This is a genomic window from Deltaproteobacteria bacterium (assembly GCA_016874775.1).
Taxonomy (GTDB): domain Bacteria; phylum Desulfobacterota; class Binatia; order Bin18; family Bin18; genus VGTJ01.
This window is the reverse complement of record VGTJ01000001.1, coordinates 54343-73888: the sequence shown is the minus strand read 5'-3', so window position 1 is coordinate 73888 and position 19546 is coordinate 54343. Positions and strand designations below refer to the sequence as shown.

General features: G+C 53.4%; 14 protein-coding genes. 4 read left to right on the top strand and 10 right to left on the bottom strand.

Features of this window, described 5'->3' with window-relative positions:
• Nucleotides 1-66: 66 nt before the first annotated feature.
• From uvrA to folD, 7 genes are all read right to left on the bottom strand, one after another.
• Nucleotides 67-2595 (bottom strand): excinuclease ABC subunit A, encoded by a 2529-nt coding sequence (gene uvrA / locus FJ147_00320; protein MBM4254323.1) that lies wholly within the window; start codon nucleotides 2593-2595, stop codon nucleotides 67-69.
• On the bottom strand, nucleotides 2592-3638 hold the full coding sequence (locus FJ147_00315) for an LLM class flavin-dependent oxidoreductase (GenBank protein MBM4254322.1): 1047 nt from the start codon (nucleotides 3636-3638) through the stop codon (nucleotides 2592-2594). The genes uvrA and FJ147_00315 overlap by 4 nt, the downstream gene beginning before the upstream one ends.
• Nucleotides 3639-3806: 168 nt before the next feature.
• Nucleotides 3807-5285 (bottom strand): glycine dehydrogenase subunit 2, encoded by a 1479-nt coding sequence (locus FJ147_00310; GenBank protein ID MBM4254321.1) that lies wholly within the window; start codon nucleotides 5283-5285, stop codon nucleotides 3807-3809.
• Nucleotides 5286-5355: 70 nt separating this feature from the next.
• Nucleotides 5356-6705: an aminomethyl-transferring glycine dehydrogenase subunit GcvPA gene (locus tag FJ147_00305; protein MBM4254320.1), complete on the bottom strand. Its 1350-nt coding sequence runs from the start codon at nucleotides 6703-6705 to the stop codon at nucleotides 5356-5358.
• Between the two features lie 194 nt (nucleotides 6706-6899).
• A complete protein-coding gene (gcvH, locus tag FJ147_00300) occupies nucleotides 6900-7283 on the bottom strand; it encodes a glycine cleavage system protein GcvH (protein MBM4254319.1) in 384 nt (127 codons plus the stop codon).
• A gap of 16 nt (nucleotides 7284-7299) precedes the next feature.
• Complete coding sequence (gene gcvT / locus FJ147_00295) at nucleotides 7300-8385, bottom strand: glycine cleavage system aminomethyltransferase GcvT (GenBank protein MBM4254318.1); 1086 nt, start codon at nucleotides 8383-8385, stop codon at nucleotides 7300-7302.
• Nucleotides 8386-8496: 111 nt separating this feature from the next.
• Nucleotides 8497-9372: a bifunctional methylenetetrahydrofolate dehydrogenase/methenyltetrahydrofolate cyclohydrolase FolD gene (folD, locus tag FJ147_00290; GenBank protein MBM4254317.1), complete on the bottom strand. Its 876-nt coding sequence runs from the start codon at nucleotides 9370-9372 to the stop codon at nucleotides 8497-8499.
• A gap of 61 nt (nucleotides 9373-9433) precedes the next feature.
• On the opposite strand from folD, the gene ald reads away from it, so the two are divergent.
• Nucleotides 9434-10558, top strand: a complete 1125-nt coding sequence (ald, locus tag FJ147_00285; protein ID MBM4254316.1) for an alanine dehydrogenase — start codon at nucleotides 9434-9436, stop codon at nucleotides 10556-10558.
• Nucleotides 10559-10594: 36 nt separating this feature from the next.
• Here ald and FJ147_00280 read toward each other — a convergent pair whose 3' ends face one another.
• Nucleotides 10595-11473: an LLM class F420-dependent oxidoreductase gene (locus tag FJ147_00280; protein MBM4254315.1), complete on the bottom strand. Its 879-nt coding sequence runs from the start codon at nucleotides 11471-11473 to the stop codon at nucleotides 10595-10597.
• Between the two features lie 249 nt (nucleotides 11474-11722).
• On the opposite strand from FJ147_00280, the gene FJ147_00275 reads away from it, so the two are divergent.
• A complete protein-coding gene (locus tag FJ147_00275) occupies nucleotides 11723-13018 on the top strand; it encodes an MFS transporter (protein MBM4254314.1) in 1296 nt (431 codons plus the stop codon).
• Here the strand turns inward: FJ147_00275 and FJ147_00270 are convergent.
• Nucleotides 13015-13563, bottom strand: a complete 549-nt coding sequence (locus tag FJ147_00270) for a Uma2 family endonuclease (GenBank protein ID MBM4254313.1) — start codon at nucleotides 13561-13563, stop codon at nucleotides 13015-13017. The two genes, FJ147_00275 and FJ147_00270, sit on opposite strands and share 4 nt — an antisense overlap.
• A gap of 919 nt (nucleotides 13564-14482) precedes the next feature.
• Between FJ147_00270 and FJ147_00265 the strand changes: the two genes are divergently transcribed.
• Nucleotides 14483-15673, top strand: coding sequence for an aspartate aminotransferase family protein (locus FJ147_00265; protein ID MBM4254312.1), 1191 nt, complete (start codon nucleotides 14483-14485; stop codon nucleotides 15671-15673).
• 20 nt (nucleotides 15674-15693) lie between these two features.
• Nucleotides 15694-16317, top strand: a complete 624-nt coding sequence (locus FJ147_00260) for an SCP2 sterol-binding domain-containing protein (protein ID MBM4254311.1) — start codon at nucleotides 15694-15696, stop codon at nucleotides 16315-16317.
• A 104-nt stretch (nucleotides 16318-16421) separates the two neighbouring features.
• Here the strand turns inward: FJ147_00260 and FJ147_00255 are convergent, their stop codons facing one another.
• Nucleotides 16422-19313 carry a hypothetical protein gene (locus FJ147_00255; protein MBM4254310.1) on the bottom strand — a complete coding sequence of 964 codons (2892 nt, stop codon included), beginning with the start codon at nucleotides 19311-19313 and terminating at the stop codon, nucleotides 16422-16424.
• Between the last annotated feature and the right edge of the window lie 233 nt (nucleotides 19314-19546).

The following is a 19546-nucleotide window of genomic DNA, read 5'->3' as shown; positions in this document are numbered from 1 at the left end:
AGGATCCTGGAAGTCTGTTTAATGACCAATCCCTCATCCAATTTGTCGGTAATCATATGGTCTACACTACCTAAGCACCGACCGTAAAAACCGTCCCGTATGCGAACGTTCCACCTGCGCAATCTCTTCCGGTGTTCCGACCGCAACAATCTCTCCGCCTTCTATACCGCCTTCGGGGCCAAGATCAATGACGTAGTCGGCCGTCTTAATCACTTCGAGATTATGCTCGATGACAATGACCGTATGCCCGCCTTCGACCAACATTTGCAGAACATGCAGTAAACGATGAATATCAGCAAAATGGAGACCTGTGGTTGGTTCGTCGAGGATATACAGCGTGTGACCAGATGCTTTACGGCTCAGTTCCTTGGCCAGCTTGAGACGCTGCGCTTCTCCGCCAGAAAGCGTTGGCGCTGGCTGTCCTAAGCGGAGATATTCCAAGCCGACATCACGCAGAGTTTCGAGTTTAGGGCGCAGCAGCGGAACGTCACCACCAAAAGCCAGCGCTTCAGCAACTGACAGGCTGAGCACCTCAGCAATATTTTTTCCCCGGAAGCGCACTTCTAAGGTTTCGCGGTTGTAGCGAGTACTGTGACAGACATCACACTCAACATATAAATCTGGCAGCAGATGCATTTCGACTGCAACGACCCCGTCACCTTCACAAGCTTCGCACCGACCACCTTTCACGTTGAAGGAGAACCGTTCTGGTCCATAGCCGCGCACCCGCGCTTCAGGCAATTGCGCAAAGAGGTCGCGTATTGGATTGAGCAAGCCAAGATAAGTTGCAACATTGGAATTCGGCGTGCGACTAATCGGAGCTTGATCGACGCGAATGACACTCTTCAGTTGCTGCCAGCCTGACAGTTTGACGCCCTTTTCGCCTTCCTGCCTTTTGTTCAATAGAATTGTCACCTGTGGGTACAGCACATCCATCACCAGCGAGCTTTTTCCTGAACCTGAGACACCGGTCACACAGGTAAGCGTACCAAGCGGGAATTGAGCGGTAACGTTCTTGAGGTTATGCAGCGTCACATCAGCAAGCGTGAGCCACTGTTGCGCGGCTCGTCGCTGTTTTAGGAGAGGGATTTTCGTCTCCCCACGAAGATAACTACCTGTAATTGACGCAGGCGAGGCTATCACTTCCTGTGGTGTTCCGACAGCCAAGAGTTCACCACCTTGCGCTCCAGCGCCTGGACCAAGATCGAGCAGATAATCAGCCGCCAAGATCGTTTCAGGATCATGCTCTACGACAACGAGCGAGTTCCCTTGATCGCGCAATTCCCGTAACGCACTCAGCAAACGCTCAGTGTCACGTTGATGGAGCCCAATCGACGGTTCATCGAGCACATACAAAACGCCAGAGAGCCCACCTCCGATTTGCGTTGCGAGTCGCACCCGTTGTACTTCTCCACCGGAAAGAGTGTTTGCGGGGCGATCAAGGGAAAGATAGTTCAAACCAATATTCAGGAGAAATTGCAGGCGTAGCTCAATCGCTTGACGTAAGGGCTGGGCAATCAGGGTCTGTTGGTCGCTGAGCGACAACGCAGCAAAAAACTGCTGCGCCTCGACGATTGACATCTGCAGCACTTGGGTAATGTCTCGCTCAGCGAGGCGAATGCCCTGCACCTCCGATCGCAGCCGTGTCCCGTGACACGCAGCGCATGAAGTGATTTCTCCTCCCTCCTCTTCACTTGTAGCAGCGCCCCTTGCCTTCTTAGGCTTTTGTTTCACCACCTGTGTCCCCAGTCCATCACACTCCGCACATGTGCCCTGCGGGCTATTAGGAGAGAAGAAGGCTGGGGTCAGTTCAGGATAGGAAAACCCACACGCTGCGCAGACCAAGCGCTGAGTAAACAACAATTCCTCATGCTCGCCAACGAGAATTTTCACCACATCTTTGCCATGACGTAGCGCGGTTTCGAGCGAGTCCGCCAAACGCTGGGCAATACCGCTTCTCACGATCAAGCGGTCAATGACAATCTCGAATTCACTCGGTGGTTTTCGCGGCAACGATGCTTCTTCTGCCAGTTCGTACTGGGTCTCCCCCACACGGACACGGACAAACCCCGCCTGTCGCAACTCACGCACAGTCGCAACAAAGTTTTTCGCCTCAGTCAGTCGAATCGGCGCCAGTACATGCAAACGCGAACCTTCAGGGAGACTGGCAATCCGATCGACAATTTGCGGCACGCTATGGTGGGCAATAATTCGTCCACACTGCAAGCAGTATGGTGTACCAACGCGCGCATAGAGAACTCGCAAATAATCGGCGATCTCGGTTACCGTCGCAACAGTCGAACGCGGCGATGTCGTCGCACTGCGTTGTTCGATGGCAATCGCTGGAGAGAGACCTTCGATAGCGTCGACATCTGGTTTTGCCCGTTGGTCAAGAAACTGTCGCGCGTAGGCGGAAAGCGACTCGACATAGCGTCGCCGCCCTTCGGCATAGAGCGTATCGAACGCAAGCGACGACTTCCCCGAACCTGAGACTCCGGTAATCACCACGAGTTTGTTACGCGGGATCTCAACCGAGATATTTTTCAGATTATGTTCGCGGGCACCGCGAATACGTATTGCGTCCACAGTACTCAGCGAAACTTCGGCATTACTTTCTCAGCAAAGCGGCGCAATGACGCCCACACTTCTTCTCGTGGCAAACCACCAAGATCGGAGTAGACCCAGTAATGGGTGTTGCCGACGGCTTCTTTGGCTTGCGCCACACGATCGATGCATTCTTCGGCATCGCCACAAATCGCCAGGGTCTGACGTGCTTTGTCGAAATCAACCTTTTCTAAAAATGTCTTCACCCCAGCAAAGGCTTTGAACTGTTTGTTTTGCTGGTAGTCTTTCTCTTCCACTAAGGTGGAAACGAAGTGGAAATAGCGCAGGTAGTGCTTGGCCCACACCTCTTTCGCTTGCGCGGAAGAGGTCCCTACATAGCAGTGATTCCCAGTAGAAGTGGACATCTGCGCAGGATCGAATCCAGCAGCTTGCAACCGCTCGCGATAGAGTTTGACAAACGGAGTGAACGTCTTGATCGGCGCGAATACCGAAGCCAACAGGATGTTATAGCCATGCGCCGCTGCAAGTTCGTATGACTCAGGTGTTGGTCCCGCGCCAATCCAAATCGGTGGGCGAGGACGCTGTACTGGGCGAGGTAAAACGGACACATTCGATAGTCGTCGATACTGGCCTTCGTAAGAGATCGAGTCTTGCGACCATGCTTTATCAATAATCTCGATACCTTCGGCAAAACGTTCTCGACTGTCATCCATCGAACGCTCGAAACCGTCATAGCTAGTCTTCTGAAAACCGCGACTGACACCGAAGTCGAGCCGCCCGTCACTCAACACATCGACCATCGCATAATCTTCAGCTAAACGCACAGGATCATGTAACGGCAGCAGGGCAACCGCCGTACCGAGCCGCAGACGCTTGGTTCGTTGGGCCACTGCGGCAGCAAACACCTGTGGCGATGGGCATAAGTAGTTACAGAAATGATGCTCGCCCATCCACACCGAGTCAAAGCCGAGGTCTTCGGCGTACGCGATTTCATCCAATAGAAAGCGGTAATATTCTTGGGGTGAGCAATCCTCGGGGTAGTAATCGAACAGGGTGAGCAGACCAAAATTCATACAGTTGCTCCTACGAACAAGGATACCTAGCCCCTAGAGTGAATCGAGAGTTTTGTCAAGGAAAGCGCCAAGAATACAAAATGAAAAAGGAAGAATTAAAAATGCAGAAAGGGGCCACGGAAAAAGAGAGCAGTACTTTTCCCTTTTCCAATTCTTCATTCTTCATTTTTAATTTTTCATTGGTTCTTTCCGCCACCGCAGCACCGGATGCCGTGCAGCGCGGGTTTCGTCGAGGCGGCTGACGGGAGTGAGTAACGGCGCGTTCTTGAGTGTATCAGGGTTGTCTTTGATCTCTTGCGCAATGGCGAGCAGTGCGTCAGCAAATTCATCGAGTGCTTCTTTGCTCTCAGTCTCGGTCGGCTCAATCATCAACGCACCACTCACAACCAGTGGGAAATAGATCGTGGGCGCATAGAAGCCATAGTCGAGGAGACGTTTGGCGATATCTAGCGTCTTCACCCCCGAGTGCGTAAATGAACGGTCAGAGAACACGCATTCATGCATACACGGCGTCGCTTCGGCAATGGTGAATTCGTGTTCGAGGCGTTTACGCAGATAATTCGCATTGAGCACAGCCATGTGCGTTGCCTGAGTCAGTCCATCGCTTCCCATGGCCAGGATGTACGCATAGGCACGAACGAGAATACCAAAGTTGCCGTAGAATGACCGAACCTTGCCAATCGATCGAGGAAAGTCATTGCTCCATCGATACTGCCCACGTTCTTTCACCACCCGTGGATTTGGCAAGTATGGTTCCAGAATCTTTTTGACCCCGACAGGACCAGCCCCAGGTCCACCACCGCCATGTGGCGTGGAGAACGTTTTGTGCAGATTAAACTGGATAACATCTGCGCCCATATGACCGGGTTTCGCTACACCCATGAGCGCATTCAGGTTGGCGCCGTCCATGTACACCAATGCGCCCCGCGCATGCAGCACTTCACAAGTCTGCACGATCTCGCGCTCAAACAAGCCGAGTGTATTCGGATTTGTCACCATCAGTGCTGCAACTTCATCATCAACATGCTTCGCGACAGTCGCTGCTTCAAGCATGCCACCTACCCCAGTCGGAACTTCTGTCACTGTATAGCCACACAATGCGGCTGAGGCTGGATTCGTACCGTGCGCACTCCCAGGAATGAGGACTTTCTTGCGTGGTCGCCCCTGCTCGACATGATGTGCGCGGATTAACTTCATACCCGTCAGTTCACCCTGGGCACCGGCTGCAGGCTGCAGACTTATCGCATCCATACCACTGACTTCGGCAAGGCGGTGCTGAAGATCGTACAGCAAGGCAAGCGCTCCCTGGGCGAACTCATCTGGCACCAAAGGATGGAGTTGGGCCAATCCAGCGAACCGTGCGACTAACTCATTGACGATAGGGTTATATTTCATGGTGCACGAGCCCAGCGGGTACAGCGTCGTCGCCGCGCTCAGATTCCACTGCGACAAGCGCGTAAAATGGCGAACGATTTCACCTTCACTGACTTCAGGAAAATCCGCAAGCGCGGTACGGCACAGATCAACAGGAACATCCTGTAAGAGTTGCCTTTCTGGCAGGTCGTCTTCTGGCAATGAGTAACCGACACGGCCTGGTGAGCTACGTTCGAAGATGAGAGATTCGTCCAGTAATGTTCTTTTTTTCATTGCTGTTGTCACAAATTGCACGTCATCCGTAATTCGTAAGAGGGGACGAGAGGCGGTTACGTATTACGTTTTACGCATTACGTTTCAGTTCATCTGCTAACTGTTCAATCTCACCACGAGTATGCATCTCCGTCACGCACAATAGCAAACAGTCTTTCAATTCAGGGTACCAATCTTCAAGCACCACTCCGGCAACAATCCCTTGCCCCTGTAATCGCTGCCATGTGGCACGCGCATTCGGCACGTTCACCACGAATTCGTTAAAGAAGGGTGCAGAGAATTGCTGTTGGTAATTGGCGGTTTGCGTCAACAAGTCGCACGCATAGTGGCTTTTCTTGACATTCCGTTCGGCAAGCTCTCGCAGTCCCTGTTTTCCCATGAGACAGAGATAGACAGTTGCTGCCAACGAGCAGAGCCCCTGGTTCGTACAAATGTTGGAAGTCGCTTTCTCGCGACGAATATGTTGTTCACGCGTGGAGAGTGTCAAGACAAAACCGCGGCGCCCATCATGATCGACGGTTTCACCGGCCAGGCGTCCCGGCATACTCCGCAAGAAACGTTCACGACACGCAAAGAGTCCGACCCCAGGGCCACCATATGACACCGGAATGCCGAAGCTCTGCCCTTCGGCGACAGCAATATCGACGTCCAGTTCACCTGGAGATTTGAGCAATCCTAACGCAAGCGCCTCAGCAGTTGACGTTGCCATCAGTGCGCCAGCTTTATGGGCCGCCTCACTAATAGCGGCAACATCTTCAACCACACCAAACACATTGGGATAGCCGACAAGGACACCACAGACGGTGTTATCTAAATGGCGTGACAATTGAGAGAGATCCACCCGTCCATCTGCTCCCCACGGGATCTCGACAATCTGTAAGCCAGATACGCCATCAAGATAGGTCTGAATCACTTGCCGATATTGCGGATGGAGCGAGCGCGCCACGAGCACTGTCGTCCGTTGTGGCAGCAGGCGTTTGGTCATCAACACAGCTTCTGCAGTCGCCGACGCACCATCATACATACTGGCATTGGCAACGTCTAAACCGAACAACATCGCAACCAGTGACTGAAACTCGAAAATCGTCTGTAGCGTTCCCTGGCTCACTTCAGGTTGGTAGGGCGTATAGGCAGTGGCGAATTCAGAACGTTGAATGATCTGGTCGACCACTACAGGAACGAAGTGCGGGTAGGCTCCTGCTCCAAGAAACGCGACGGTCTCGGGACTGACACGGTTTGTCGCTGCCAGTTCCGTTAAGCGAGATCGCACTCCGGCTTCAGATAAGCCAAGCGGCAAATCGATCGCTGCTTGTGAACGGAGAGCTTCAGGCAGGTGCGCAAATAAGTCAGCAACTGAGCCCGCACCGATTGTTGCCAGCATGAACGCAATATCACTGTCAGTATGGGGAATGTAACGCATAAATAAAGTCGAAGAGTCCGGGAGTCTAAAAAGTCTGGGAGTTTGTCTAATGAAATTTGAGGAGAACTCGCCCGTCATGCCCGCGAAGGCGGGCATCCAGGAACTTCAAGTCAAGGCTAGAGGTTAATTATCCTAGATTCCCGCTTTCGCGGGAATGACGGTCCTCAGGTTATCCATACTTTCCTGGTTAATCACTACGCTTCCGCAACAAATTTTTCATATGCCGCGGCATCCATCAGTTCGTTCACTTCTTGCGGATTGCTCAGACGTAAGCGCACCACCCACGCCTTGCCATAGGGATCTGCATTGACAGTTTCTGGAGCGTTGGGGAGATCTGCATTTATTTCGGTCACGGTTCCGCCCACTGGAGCGTAGATGTCAGACACCGCTTTCACCGACTCGATAACCCCTAACGTATCAGCTTTGTTGAGGGCTTTGCCAACCGCAGGCAACTCGACATAGACCACATCACCGAGTTGCTCCTGCGCATAATCCGTAATGCCAATGGTCGCAATATCACCGTCTACCGCAACCCACTCATGTTCCTGCGAGTATCGCAGCCCTTTGGGGAATTCCATAGCCACCTCCGTCTACTCATCCCTTGCGATAAAATGGTCGTGTTACGATATGCGCTCGTACCTGTCGACCACGGATCTCCACTGTTAGTGACGTTCCCACCGCAGCGCCCGCAGGAGGAACGTACCCTAGCGCAATGCCAACGCCAAGCGAGGGGGACTGTGTCCCGCTCGTCACTACCCCAACGCGCTGGCCATCGTGCCACAACGAGTACCCATGTCGAGGAATACCAGCTTCATCCATGCTCAAACCAACAAATTGTTTGCCTATTCCCGTCGACTGTTGCTGCGACAGCGCGTCCCGTCCGAGAAACGCAGGTTTTTCAAACCTGACAAGTCGCTGTAGCCCTGCTTCTAAAGGAGTCGTTTGCGCATCGATATCATTGCCGTACAACATATACGCGGCTTCGAGGCGCAATGTGTCTCGCGCACCCAAGCCAATCGGCAAAAGACCGTCAGACTGGCCCGCTTCCAGACACGCGTTCCATACTTTCACGGCTTGGTCAGCAGCAACAAACAACTCAAATCCGTCTTCTCCAGTGTAACCAGTGCGCGCAACCAGAGCCTGCACTCCGGCGACTTCTCCCATTGCAAACCAATAGCGTTTGATCTGTGCCAGATTGAGCGAAGTCAAGCGTTGCACGATCGCGACAGCCATTGGTCCCTGGACAGCAATAAGAGCATATTCGTCACTGTGATCAACCATCACCGCCTTGAGGCGATTATGTTCTGTCATCCACGCAAAGTCTTTGTCGATATTGGCAGCGTTCACGCAAACAAAGAAGCGATCTTCAGCCTGGCGATAAATGATAATGTCATCGACAATGCCACCGTCAGGATAACACATCAGCGCGTATTGCGCTTGGCCCAGTTGGACACGAGCAACATCTGTCACAACCAGTTCTTGCAACGCCTCAAGTGCATGAGGCCCACTGACCTCAATCTCACCCATATGGCTCAGATCAAACAGACCAGCCTTGGTCCGTACAGCGTGATGCTCGGCAAGGATGCCACTGTATTGCACCGGCATATCCCAGCCGCCGAACTCGATCACGCGAGCCCCAAGAGATCGATGAGTATCGTAGAGAGGAGTGCGTTTGGGCATACAAACCTCAGAGTAGCCAGTAGTCGGTAGCCAGTAGCCAGCATAAAATAGTGCTCATGATCAATGCTCCTTCCTCTACTCTGCCTACGGATGCCCTTCTTTTCCTACTGACTACTGTGAATGCTGACTACTTATTCTCTCCGTGGCCTTCAACGTATTCGCGAGTAACATCGCAACGGTCATCGGTCCAACTCCACCAGGAACGGGCGTGATAAACGAGGCACGTTCTTTCGCCACAGTAAATTCCACGTCCCCTCTGAGTTTATTGTCAGTCATACGCGAGATTCCTACATCAATCACCACCGCCCCTGGCTTGATCCAATCTCCCTTGATCGCCTCCGGTTGTCCGATCGCGGCAACGACGACATCAGCAGCTCGCACTTCCCCAGCAAGATCGACAGTTTTTGAGTGGCAACAGGTCACTGTCGCATTTTGTTCAAGGAGCATCAGTGCCACAGGCTTGCCGACCAACATACTGCGCCCAATGACAATAGCTTTTTTTCCCGTCAGTGACATACCCGTATGTTCAATGAGCCGCATTACTCCGAGTGGTGTACAGGGACGTAACGCATCTTCCCCTAACACCAGTCGCCCTTGATTGAACGGGTGGAGGCCATCAACATCTTTCTCCGGAGCCAGCGCCAAAATGAGAGCCCGCTGATCCAAATGTGCAGGCAACGGCAACTGCACTAAAATACCGTGCACGTCGCGACATTGGTTCAATTCATTGATGAGTTGTAGCACTTCCTTCGCTGCGGTTGAGGCAGGAAGTCGATGTGGACAAGAACGAATGCCAACTTCCTGGCATGCCTTTTCCTTTGTACTGACGTATACACGCGAGGCTGGATCATCACCGACCAACACGGTCGCTAAGCCTGGGACATATCCATGTCGGTCAAGAAACTGCGCAACTCCAACTTTAACAGTTTGCCGTACGGTCTGTGCTACCGCTTTTCCATCGAGGAGGGTTCCGGTGGTTTCAGTCATAATCTAATCAAGATACGCAATTCGCTTCCTCACTGCAAAGGGAACTATTATAATAACAAATATGCGCATCGGAATTCCAAAAGAAATCAAAGCTGAAGAAACTCGCGTAGCGATCACTCCCAGTGGCGTTGCCGCACTAGCCACGCACGGTCATCACGTGTTGATCGAACACAACGCTGGGCATGGCAGTAGTATCCCGGATGATCTTTATCAGACTGCCGGAGCCACGATCCTCCCCACCGCCAAAGAGGTGTGGGAACAAGCCGACATGGTACTGAAAGTCAAAGAACCACTCCCAGCGGAGTATCCGCTGCTGCGTCCTAGACTGATCGTCTTTACCTATCTTCATCTTGCTGCGGATGAAACGCTCACCCGTACGCTATTGGAGAAACGCGTCACCGGAGTAGCGTACGAAACGATCCAACTCGACGATGGTTCCTTACCCTTGCTCGCGCCAATGAGTGAAGTCGCCGGGCGTTTGGCGATTCAAGTAGGAGCGTGGAGCCTCCAAGCTACGAACGGAGGCCGTGGCGTGTTGCTCAGCGGAGCGGCGGGAGTCAAACCTGCACATGTAGTGATTATTGGGGCAGGTATTGCTGGAACGAGTACATGTCAGGTCGCGGTAGGGATTGGCGCTCGGGTCAGCATTCTTGATGTTAACCCGGCTCGCCTACGGTATGTTCATGATATTCTTGGTGGACATGTCACGACGGTGATGTCAAACCGTGCAAACATTGAGGAAGAAGCCCTCTCTGCCGACTTGGTCATCAGTTCGATTTTAGTTCCCGGTGCCCGTGCCCCAAAGCTTCTCTCTCGCACGCTCTTTCGCGGGATGAAACCCGGTGCGGCATTCGTTGATATTTCGATCGATCAAGGCGGAAGTGCAGAAACCTCGCGTCCCACTGCACACCATAATCCTATCTATATAGACGAAGGTGTGGTGCACTATTGCGTTACCAACATGCCGGCGATCGTACCACATACTTCCACGTATGCGTTGACCAATGTGACGCTGTCGTACGCATTGGAATTAGCCGATAAGGGAGTGTCAGCGTTGCAACCCAATGCTGCATTGCGGCGGGGGTTGAATACGATTCAAGGGCAAGTTGCGCATCCTGGGGTAGCAACGGCGTTCAATTTGCCGTGTGTAGCTGGCAATGAGCTGACAGCGGTGCTCAAGAAGTAACACGTAGGGGCGCAGCATGCTGCGCCCCTGCTTACGTCACACCTTCTGCGCCCGCTCAACAATAGCAGTGGTCCGTTTAATCCACTCCAGTCCTTTGCCATTGGCGATCTCTGTCGCCATCGGCTGAGAGAACATCACAAGTCGTGTTGCTCCCGCATCGCGATACTGTTTCAGCTTCTCCTCCGACAAATTGCCGTTTTCGGCATCGACAAAGGGGGAGATTTGCCAGCTGTCGGAATTGCGTCCGGCCTCACGTGCCAATTTTCTTGCCGGATCGACGTACACATTTTTCAGTGTCACCGGGCTGTCCACGAGTGGACACAAGCCATCACCAAAACGAGCAATGCGTTCCGCCGCTTTCGGTCCATGCGCACCGAGCAACACAGGCGGACCAGATTTCTGCATCGGCTTCGGTTCACAATGCACCGCTGGGAACCGGACCAGTTCTCCTTCATACTTCGGTTCAGCCTGCGTCCAACAGACCCGCATCGCCTCGACCGTTTCACGTAATCGTTTCCACCGCACCCGGAAGCTCGTGCCCATTACTTCTGTTTCTTCTTTCAACCAGCCGGCACCGACGCCAAGCAACGTCCGCCCACCAGAATAACAATCCAAACTGGCAATCACTTTGGCTGTCATCAACGGTTCACGCTCAGGCAGCAAACAGATGCCGGTTGCGAGCTTGATTTTTTTCGTCGCAGTCGCAGCGACCGTCAGCGCAATAAACGGATCATGCCACCGATTGTAATGCTCTGGCAGTTGGCCACCGCCAGGCACGGAGGTTTTGTAGCCAAACGGAATCACAGGATGTTCAGGAATCCAGATCGAATCAAACCCGTTCGCTTCAACTTGACGGGCGATTTCTGCTAAATCGCCCGTCGTTGCCGTTGCCGGAATCAAAATACCTACATTCATGAGTGGTCCTCCTTTTGTGAACTATGCTCTCGTCTTTGCGCTTCTTCCAACAATGGTTGCATCCATGCCGTTTTGAGCGCCGTGAAACATCTCCCTTCCGCGCTGGAGAAAAGATTCTTCGCCTCGCTCAGAATGACAACGTGCAACGGCTGTTATTATTCGAATAGGCTTTTAATGCAAACCACCGGCGACAGCAAGCAAAGCAACGTTTCATTGACAGACACGTGCCACGAACGATAGGTTCAGCCAATGCCAACATCACCTGAATCAGACGCCGCAGGGGAAGGGCGTCGCCTCCCGTACGCGCTGCGCGCGCTTCGTCATCGCAATTTTTGTCTCTTTTTTGCTGGACAACTCGTTTCTCGCACTGGCTACTGGATGCAAGGCATGGCGCAAGGATGGCTTGTCTATCGCTTGTCACAGTCCTCGCTCATGCTCGGTCTCGTCGCGTTCGCCGGACAGATTCCCGCTGTTGTGCTGGGGCCCTTTGGTGGCGTCGTCGCCGATCGTTTTAGTCGCTACAAAATTTGTCTCTACACACAAATCCTCTTCATGGTCCAAGCGTTTATCCTCGGCGCGTTAACCTCACACCAGCTCATCACCGTGTGGCAAGTGTTCCTCCTGGCGCTGGTAGCGGGGACTTTACAGACATTTGAAATGCCAGCACGGCAAGCCTTCCTGCAAGAAATTGTTGGTAAAGACGATTTAACCAGTGCGATTGCGCTCAACTCAGCCTTAGTCAATGTCGCCCGTATTATTGGTCCGGCGATCGCCGGGTTGCTGGTCGCCAAATTTGACGAAGGGATGTGCTTCACCGTCAATGGCATTTGCTATCTCGCTATCATTGGCGGGTTCATGGCCATGCAGGTGCCATCAAGCACAGCTCGCGCAATGACGTCATCGGTCTCTAGCTTCATTCGTGAAGGCATGTCGTACGCGTTTCACACGCCAGCCATCCGCCTGCTGTTAACGCTTATTGGCCTCATCAGCTTGCTCAGTACGCCGTACACCGTGCTGATGCCGATTTTCGCCAAGGATGTTCTTCATGGTGGGCCAGATGCAATGGGTCTCCTATTAGGTGCAGCCGGAGCAGGCGCAGTTGTAGGCGTCATGTTTCTTGCGCGGCAACGGAACACCGAAGAGATGGGGCGCTTCATTACTTTCGCGTTGATTCGCTTTGGTATCGGTATGATTTTGTTCTCGCTCTCTCGTAACTTCTGGCTCTCCATGCTGCTGTTGCCGCTGATTGGTTCTGGCTTCATGGTGCCGATGGCGGCAGCGAACACAATGTTACAAACGCTCACACCCAATCGTCTACGCGGACGCGTGATGAGTTTGTTCCTGATGATGTTCATGGGCACGCCACCGTTGGCGAGTTTGCTGGCAGGCTGGCTCACCCATCATATCGGCGCGCCAATGACTGTCGGTTTGACTGGTGTCGGGTGCCTCTTTGCTGCGCTGTGGTTTTGGTTGCGCGTGCCGGTATTACTAGAGATGAGGGAAGAAACAGAGAGTGAAGGTGCGGAGCAGCCGGCAAAGGTCTAAAAATCCGACGTCCAAATTTTCGCCACGTCAATCTCAAGACCCGGCAGTTCGGGACCTCCCAAGATCGTCGCAGGATTTTCCAAGCACTCGACCGCTTTGCCGGGTCGATAAACGTAGACGCGTCGATTCGGTGCATCGAACAACCATCCCAACTGCGCTCCATTATCCACGTATTCTTGCATTTTGTTTTGCAACGTCCGCAAATGGTCAGAAGCAGAGCGCAGCTCAATGACAAAGTCAGGGCAAAGAGGAAGAAACCGCTGCTTTTGTCCCGGCGTGAGTGTGACAAGTCGTGAGCGCTTTACCCATGCGACATCAGGCGAGCGAATCGCTCCATTCGGCAGAGTGAAGCCGGTGGAAGAGTCAGTCGCGACTCCAGTCCCCTCTTGTAGCGCCCACATTGTGACGAAGGCAGTGAGGCGAGAGTTATACGTGCCAGTTTCCCATCCGGTTGGTGGCATGATTTGCACCTCTCCGTCCGCAGTCCGTTCGATCCGCCATTCGCGATTGGTTCGACAGAAATCGAAAAAAAGTTCGTCGTTCATATCGAGCGTTGGCCGCGTGTGTAAAATCATCGGCTGCATCCCACTCTCATCAGATTGAGCTGTTGTCATATCAACCTCCAACTTAGAGACTTAACCAGTGTGCGGGACACAGAAGGGAAGTGCAACTCCGGCACGCTTAGACACAGACATAGTCGGGCGAGCCATGACCCACCCGACTCCAGTTTATTGACAGACTTGGATATTGTTCGGCATATTGACCGGGCCATACCAATTCCGAAATCCGAGCGTCTGTCTGATCATGGCTCGACCTTCTTACCACTCGTAGTACTCTGGCGGAGAAAGAAGCTGACCTTTCCTTCGATCAACAGCGACAGTCGGAAGAAGCAGACGCCCGTCTGCTAACTGCCACTCCCATCGCACTGACTCGGCTCGCTGAAATCGCTCCCATGCCGGAACTCCGCCAACGCGCGAACGCCTCACCTTCACACTGGTGGTATTTGGATTTGCTTCAGCAGAGCGCTCGCTCACTATCAACGTGAAGTGCGCAAAAGGTAGGCCGGAATAAGCAAAGCGTTTCCGGCGCAGTCACTAAATTTGCTGGGAACAGCCTGCAGCCTTACCTCAGACTACGCTTGAGAAAAAGTACAATGACTTCACGAGATACGTATTACCCAACCCACAAGACGATCCATCACTTCCACCTCTCCCCCTACTGTTTTTCGTACACGTACACTCCACTCCCTGCTTTAACAGCATAGAGCCTATTCGGATTCTGTGGATCAATTTTCAAGTCATCCGCATCAAAAAGTCTATTGCCTAAAGAGGTAAAATTCTCCCCACCATCTGTGCTGATAAAGACTCTATTTTTCTCCAGCAATTCAAAAACTGAGAGCCTCCATCCTTCGCTGGAATGACGGCAGGACTAGTGCTTCTTGCTCGACTCACGTATTTTTTTCCTATGCCTACTTCGCGAGAAGCATTTTTTCGCTATGTCTGCCAAACCTCCCCCGAACCAATGGGTATCGAAGTCGCCCGTGCGCACGGCTGTGTGGTCGTCGATAAAAATGGCACGGAGTATCTCGATTTTCTCTCTGGCATCGGTGTCGCCAGTATCGGCCATACGCATCCGGCAGTTATAAACGCGATCAAGGAACAGGCCGAGCGTTACCTGCATGCGATGGTCTATGGCGAGTACGTGCAGGAACCACAAGTGCGACTTGCACAACGATTGGCTGAGGTCGCTCCATCGCCACTGTCTGTGACCTATTTCACCAACAGTGGCACTGAAGCCATCGAAGGGGCACTGAAAACTGCGCGCAAATATACTGGCCGCTCAGGTTTCGTCAGTTTCTTTGGTAGCTTTCATGGTGATACGTTCGGCTCGTTATCCGTCGGTGGCAACCCACTCTACCGTGAGCCGTTTGAGCCGCTTCTGCCAGACGTCACGTTTCTACCATTTAACGTCACAACTGCACTCGATAGCATTGATGAGACGATTGCCGCAGTGCTTATCGAGCCAATTCAAGGTGAAGGTGGCGTGCGCATTCCTGATGACGACTTTCTTCCTACCCTCCGGCGTCGTTGTGATGACGTCGGCGCACTCCTGATCTTCGACGAAGTGATCACTGGCTTCAGTCGCACCGGAAAAATGTTCGCGGCTGAGCATTGGCAAATAACGCCAGATATTATGGTATTGGCAAAGGCCCTCGGCGGCGGCATGCCGCTTGGCGCTTTTATGAGCACGCCTGAAATTATGGCCACCCTCTCCACTGATCCTCCACTCGCTCATGTCACAACTTTTGGCGGTCACCCGGTGTGCTGTGCCGCCGGTCTCGCGTCGTTGAACTTTATGTTAGAGACGAATCTTCCGCAGCGAGCGCAGGAAAAAGGACAAGAACTACTGTCTCAGCTTCGCTCGCTCGTCGGGCACGGGGAGTTCACCAATGTTCGTGGTCGCGGATTAATGATCGGCATGGACTTCGCCTCACCAGAAGCCACCAAACACTTTGTTCAGCATTGTTTCGCTGCGGGTCTCATTCTAGGATGGACATTGCACCGCGATACGGTTGTCCGTCTCGCACCACCGCTGATTATTTCGACGAGTGAAATTGACCAAGCGATTGCGATTATGCACGATGCTCTTCATTAAACAGTCTCAAGGAGACACGCATGGCAGAGAACAAAACGACGCCGATTACTCCAGAGGTATTCTTCAGCGAGAAAATCGCGCCGCAGTTTCGTCGCCGTATCGATGATCTGCAACGACAAATCCTCACCATTCAGCAACAAATTCAGGAACGACAAACCGCGCAGGGCACAGTTCGCATCGTCGTCGAAGGTGACGGGGGCGGCACCTGGTGTCTCAATGTGAAGAGCGGGGAAATGCGCGCCGAGCAAGAGGCCGCGTTTCCGCCAGTGATGACCGTGTACCAATCACGTGCCTACTTCGATTGGGCGGCATCGTTAGCAACGGATTCTGGTCTGTTCGGTCCTGGAGGCAAAAACAATCAAGGTGAACTGACCAAATCACGCTTCGAGCGCTTACAGAAACTCAAAGGGCTGTTGCAGTTCACCTTCACCAACATCCCTGAAGGCGGCGAGCATAGTTTTCTTATTCATTTTGGTGACGGCGAGCACCCCGAGAAACCACAAACAGTGATGTCAATGAAAGCCGAAGATGCGCAAAAGATGGCCCGTGGCGAGATCAATCCACAGATGGCTTTCATGGGCGGGATTATCAAAGTTACGGGTGATATGGCGCTCGCGATGCAATTTGGTGCGGCGATGATGTGATCCTCTTGGCGAAACCTGGAAAGGCCGATGTGTGCCATTGCTAAACCCAAACTTTAGGAATGGCACACATCAGACAGGATTTACAAAAGCGCCCCCTCTCCACCTCACTGCAGTTGGTAGTTAGCAGTGTACGTCGTATCGGTCTCTGGCGTCGTAATGGTATGCGTTGCCGCACCACCATCGGACCAGCCGGTGAATATATACGTCAGCCCATTGATCGTCTGTGTGAGGGGTGCACTTAACGTATGCTCGTGCCCAACCACTGCAAGCACTGCGTGTGGCACCGTCACCGGAGTCCCACCAAGCGTCAGCTGTAGCCCCGGTACGTTCGTGGCCAAGCTTATCAACGCGGTACGCGGATAAACATCGCTATACGTCGTAAACGTCAAATCATCGGAATCTCTCACGGTCAAGATTATCCGATACCACACGTTCGCTGAGGCTTCCTCATTGGTCGGCGGGGTGAATGACCCACTGACAATGCCGCTCACCGGCGGATCGGCAGGGTGAACATGCTCACCAGTGTCGTCGTGATGGAAATCCACATCCCAGGTAAAAGCTGACGGCGGTAATACGCCATCTTCGGGGTCTGACGCCTGCCCAGAGAAATTCACTGGTTGCCCAGCCGTATACAACGTCCCAAGTGCAGGCAGCACAATGGAAGCTGATGGCGCCTGTCCGATCACAGTGAGTGTGGCAGCATTGCTGGTGGCAGTCCCAAATGCATTCGTCACGCGACAACGGAAGGTTGCGCCATTGTCAGCCAGGATAGCACTGGGCGTGAGATACGAGGCTGTCGTCGCCCCCGGAATATCACTACCGTTTTTCTGCCACTGATAGGTCAATGGAGGTGTGCCCAACGCACTAACCGTAAAGGTGGCCGCCTGTCCTATCCCGACACGCCCATTCGCCGGGTGTAACGTAATGCTGGGCGGTTGGTTGGTCGGTTGATACACGGTGCGCAGAAGTGCACCACCATCGTAATAATTCGCGTCGAGGACATAGAGCGCTCCGTCAGGTCCAAAGTCTAGATCGACGATGCGCCCATAGCCCGAAGAAAAATCACTTACAGTGTTCCCATTGGCCGGATCTAGTCGGCGAATCCAGCCATTGCAACAATCTGCAAAGAAGTAATTCCCCTCATACACAGACGGCAGTTGGGCTACGCGGGGATCATCAAACACTCCGCCGGTCACCGCACACCCCTGCGCGTGGTCATAGGCATAGACGGGATTGGTGAAACGCACGTCGTTACACGGTCCTTCGCACAACGGCCAGCCATAGTTCAGCCCCCGCCCAATTTCGTTCACCTCCTCAAAATCCAAGCGCCCGACATCGTTGACAAAGATTCTGCCGTTGGCTGGATGGACCGCAAAGGTAAAGGGGTTGCGGAGACCAAGCGCATAGATGGCCTGATTTCTCCCGGTCGTTTGCGCCACGAACGGGTTGTCCGCTGGAATAAAGCTCGCCGGATTAGGGTTGACCCGCAGTATCTTGCCCAAGGTGCTAATCAACATCTGCGAGAGATTGGGGCTAGAGTTCTCCCCAGTGGCAATATACAGCTTGCCATCACTGCCGAAATGCAATCCACCACCATTCAGGTTCCCGGCAACGACGTTGTCAAGTTCAAGAAAGATCTCTTCACTGCTCAGGTTGACCTGGTTACTACTGGCAACCAGGCGACTGATCCGAATGTGGGGCGCTGGCACGCTGGCTGTGTAGTAAACATAGACATAGAGAGGGGTACTGTTGGGATCAACCGCAATCCCAAGGAGCCCACGCTCGCTGCCGGTACTAATCTGGGGAGCGAGATCAACAAAGGGGGTTGGTAGCAGCGTACCATCCGCGGTAACGATACGTATTCGACCACTTTGCTCGGCGATAAACAGCCGCCCATCAGGCGCAAAGGCCATCGCGGTTGGCGCGATGAGCGTATTGACATAAATTGACTGGTTAAATCCGCTAGGCACGGTTACTGCGCTCGCATGGACCGTATTACTGGTAGCGATGCTCGTATAGCTATCATTGCGCAGATAGCGGAATTCATAGATGCCGACGGGTGCGGGGAAGAAGGTGCACGACCCTGACGCCCGCGGCACTCCTGGCGTCTGCGAGCAACTGACATATTTCCAGGCCAAATAGCCGGTATTTGGTAGGCCAGGCTGGTACACCCCAATCCAGTCGCGTTCACTGGGATTCGTCACGCCACTCCAACTCACAGTTACTGCGCCACCCACCGGGATCGTAGCCGGACTTGCCGTCAGCGTTGGCCCACTGCCCACATCGTTGTCCGTGATCGTCACCGTCGCACTCGCCGGTGTCCCCACCGTGTACGCAGCATTCGCGCTCAGTGTCGCCACCACCGTCTCATTGCTCTCCACTGCCGTATCATCCACCGGGGTCACCGCAATCACCGCCGTCGTCTGCCCGGCTGGGATCGTCACACTCCCACTCAGAGCTTGATAATCACCACCACTGCTCGCCGTCCCGCCGACCGTGTAGTTCACCGTCAATGCGCTCGTCGTACTGCCCGTCCGACTCACGGTGAACTGCCCGGCTGCTCCCCCTTCTGCTGCCGTCGCCGTCGTCGCTTGAATACTCACCGTCGGCAGCGTCCCGGTTGCTCCTACGGTCACCGGATTACTCGTAACCACCTTGATAAACCCATTATTACGGAAGTAACGGAATTCGTAGTTACCAGAGCCGCCGAGTCCGAAGGTGCACGAGCCGCTGGCCCGCGGGGTAGCACCGGGAGTTTGGCTGCAATTGACATACTGAAAGGATAAGTAGGCCGTATCCGCCCATCCCAGACGATACAATCCGATCCAGTCACGGCTCGTGGGGTTCGTGATGTCACTCCAGGTTACTGTCACAGTTCCGCCGCTAGCGAGCGTGCCAGGACTAGCAGTGAGGCTCGGTTCAGCAGCAGCGCGAGCCGCAAAGCTCAACAGCCCTACGCATCCCCATATCATAGTCACCACGAAGTTGCGCATCATTGCAGGCCAGCGACGCCGACTCGTTACATGCAACGTACTCGCTCGCACCTCCACCTGAATATCGAGAGCTGAACGTTCAGATAGCTTAATGATCTTGTAGTCCTTATTAGAGGAGTCCTTGGAAGGAATTCCTGCTATGTTGTCTATTTTGCCAGACTCATCCCTATAGGAGATACCTACTCCGAAGACAAGTCCTCATTTACAAGAGAAAACAGGACCTTAGATGGCGTTCT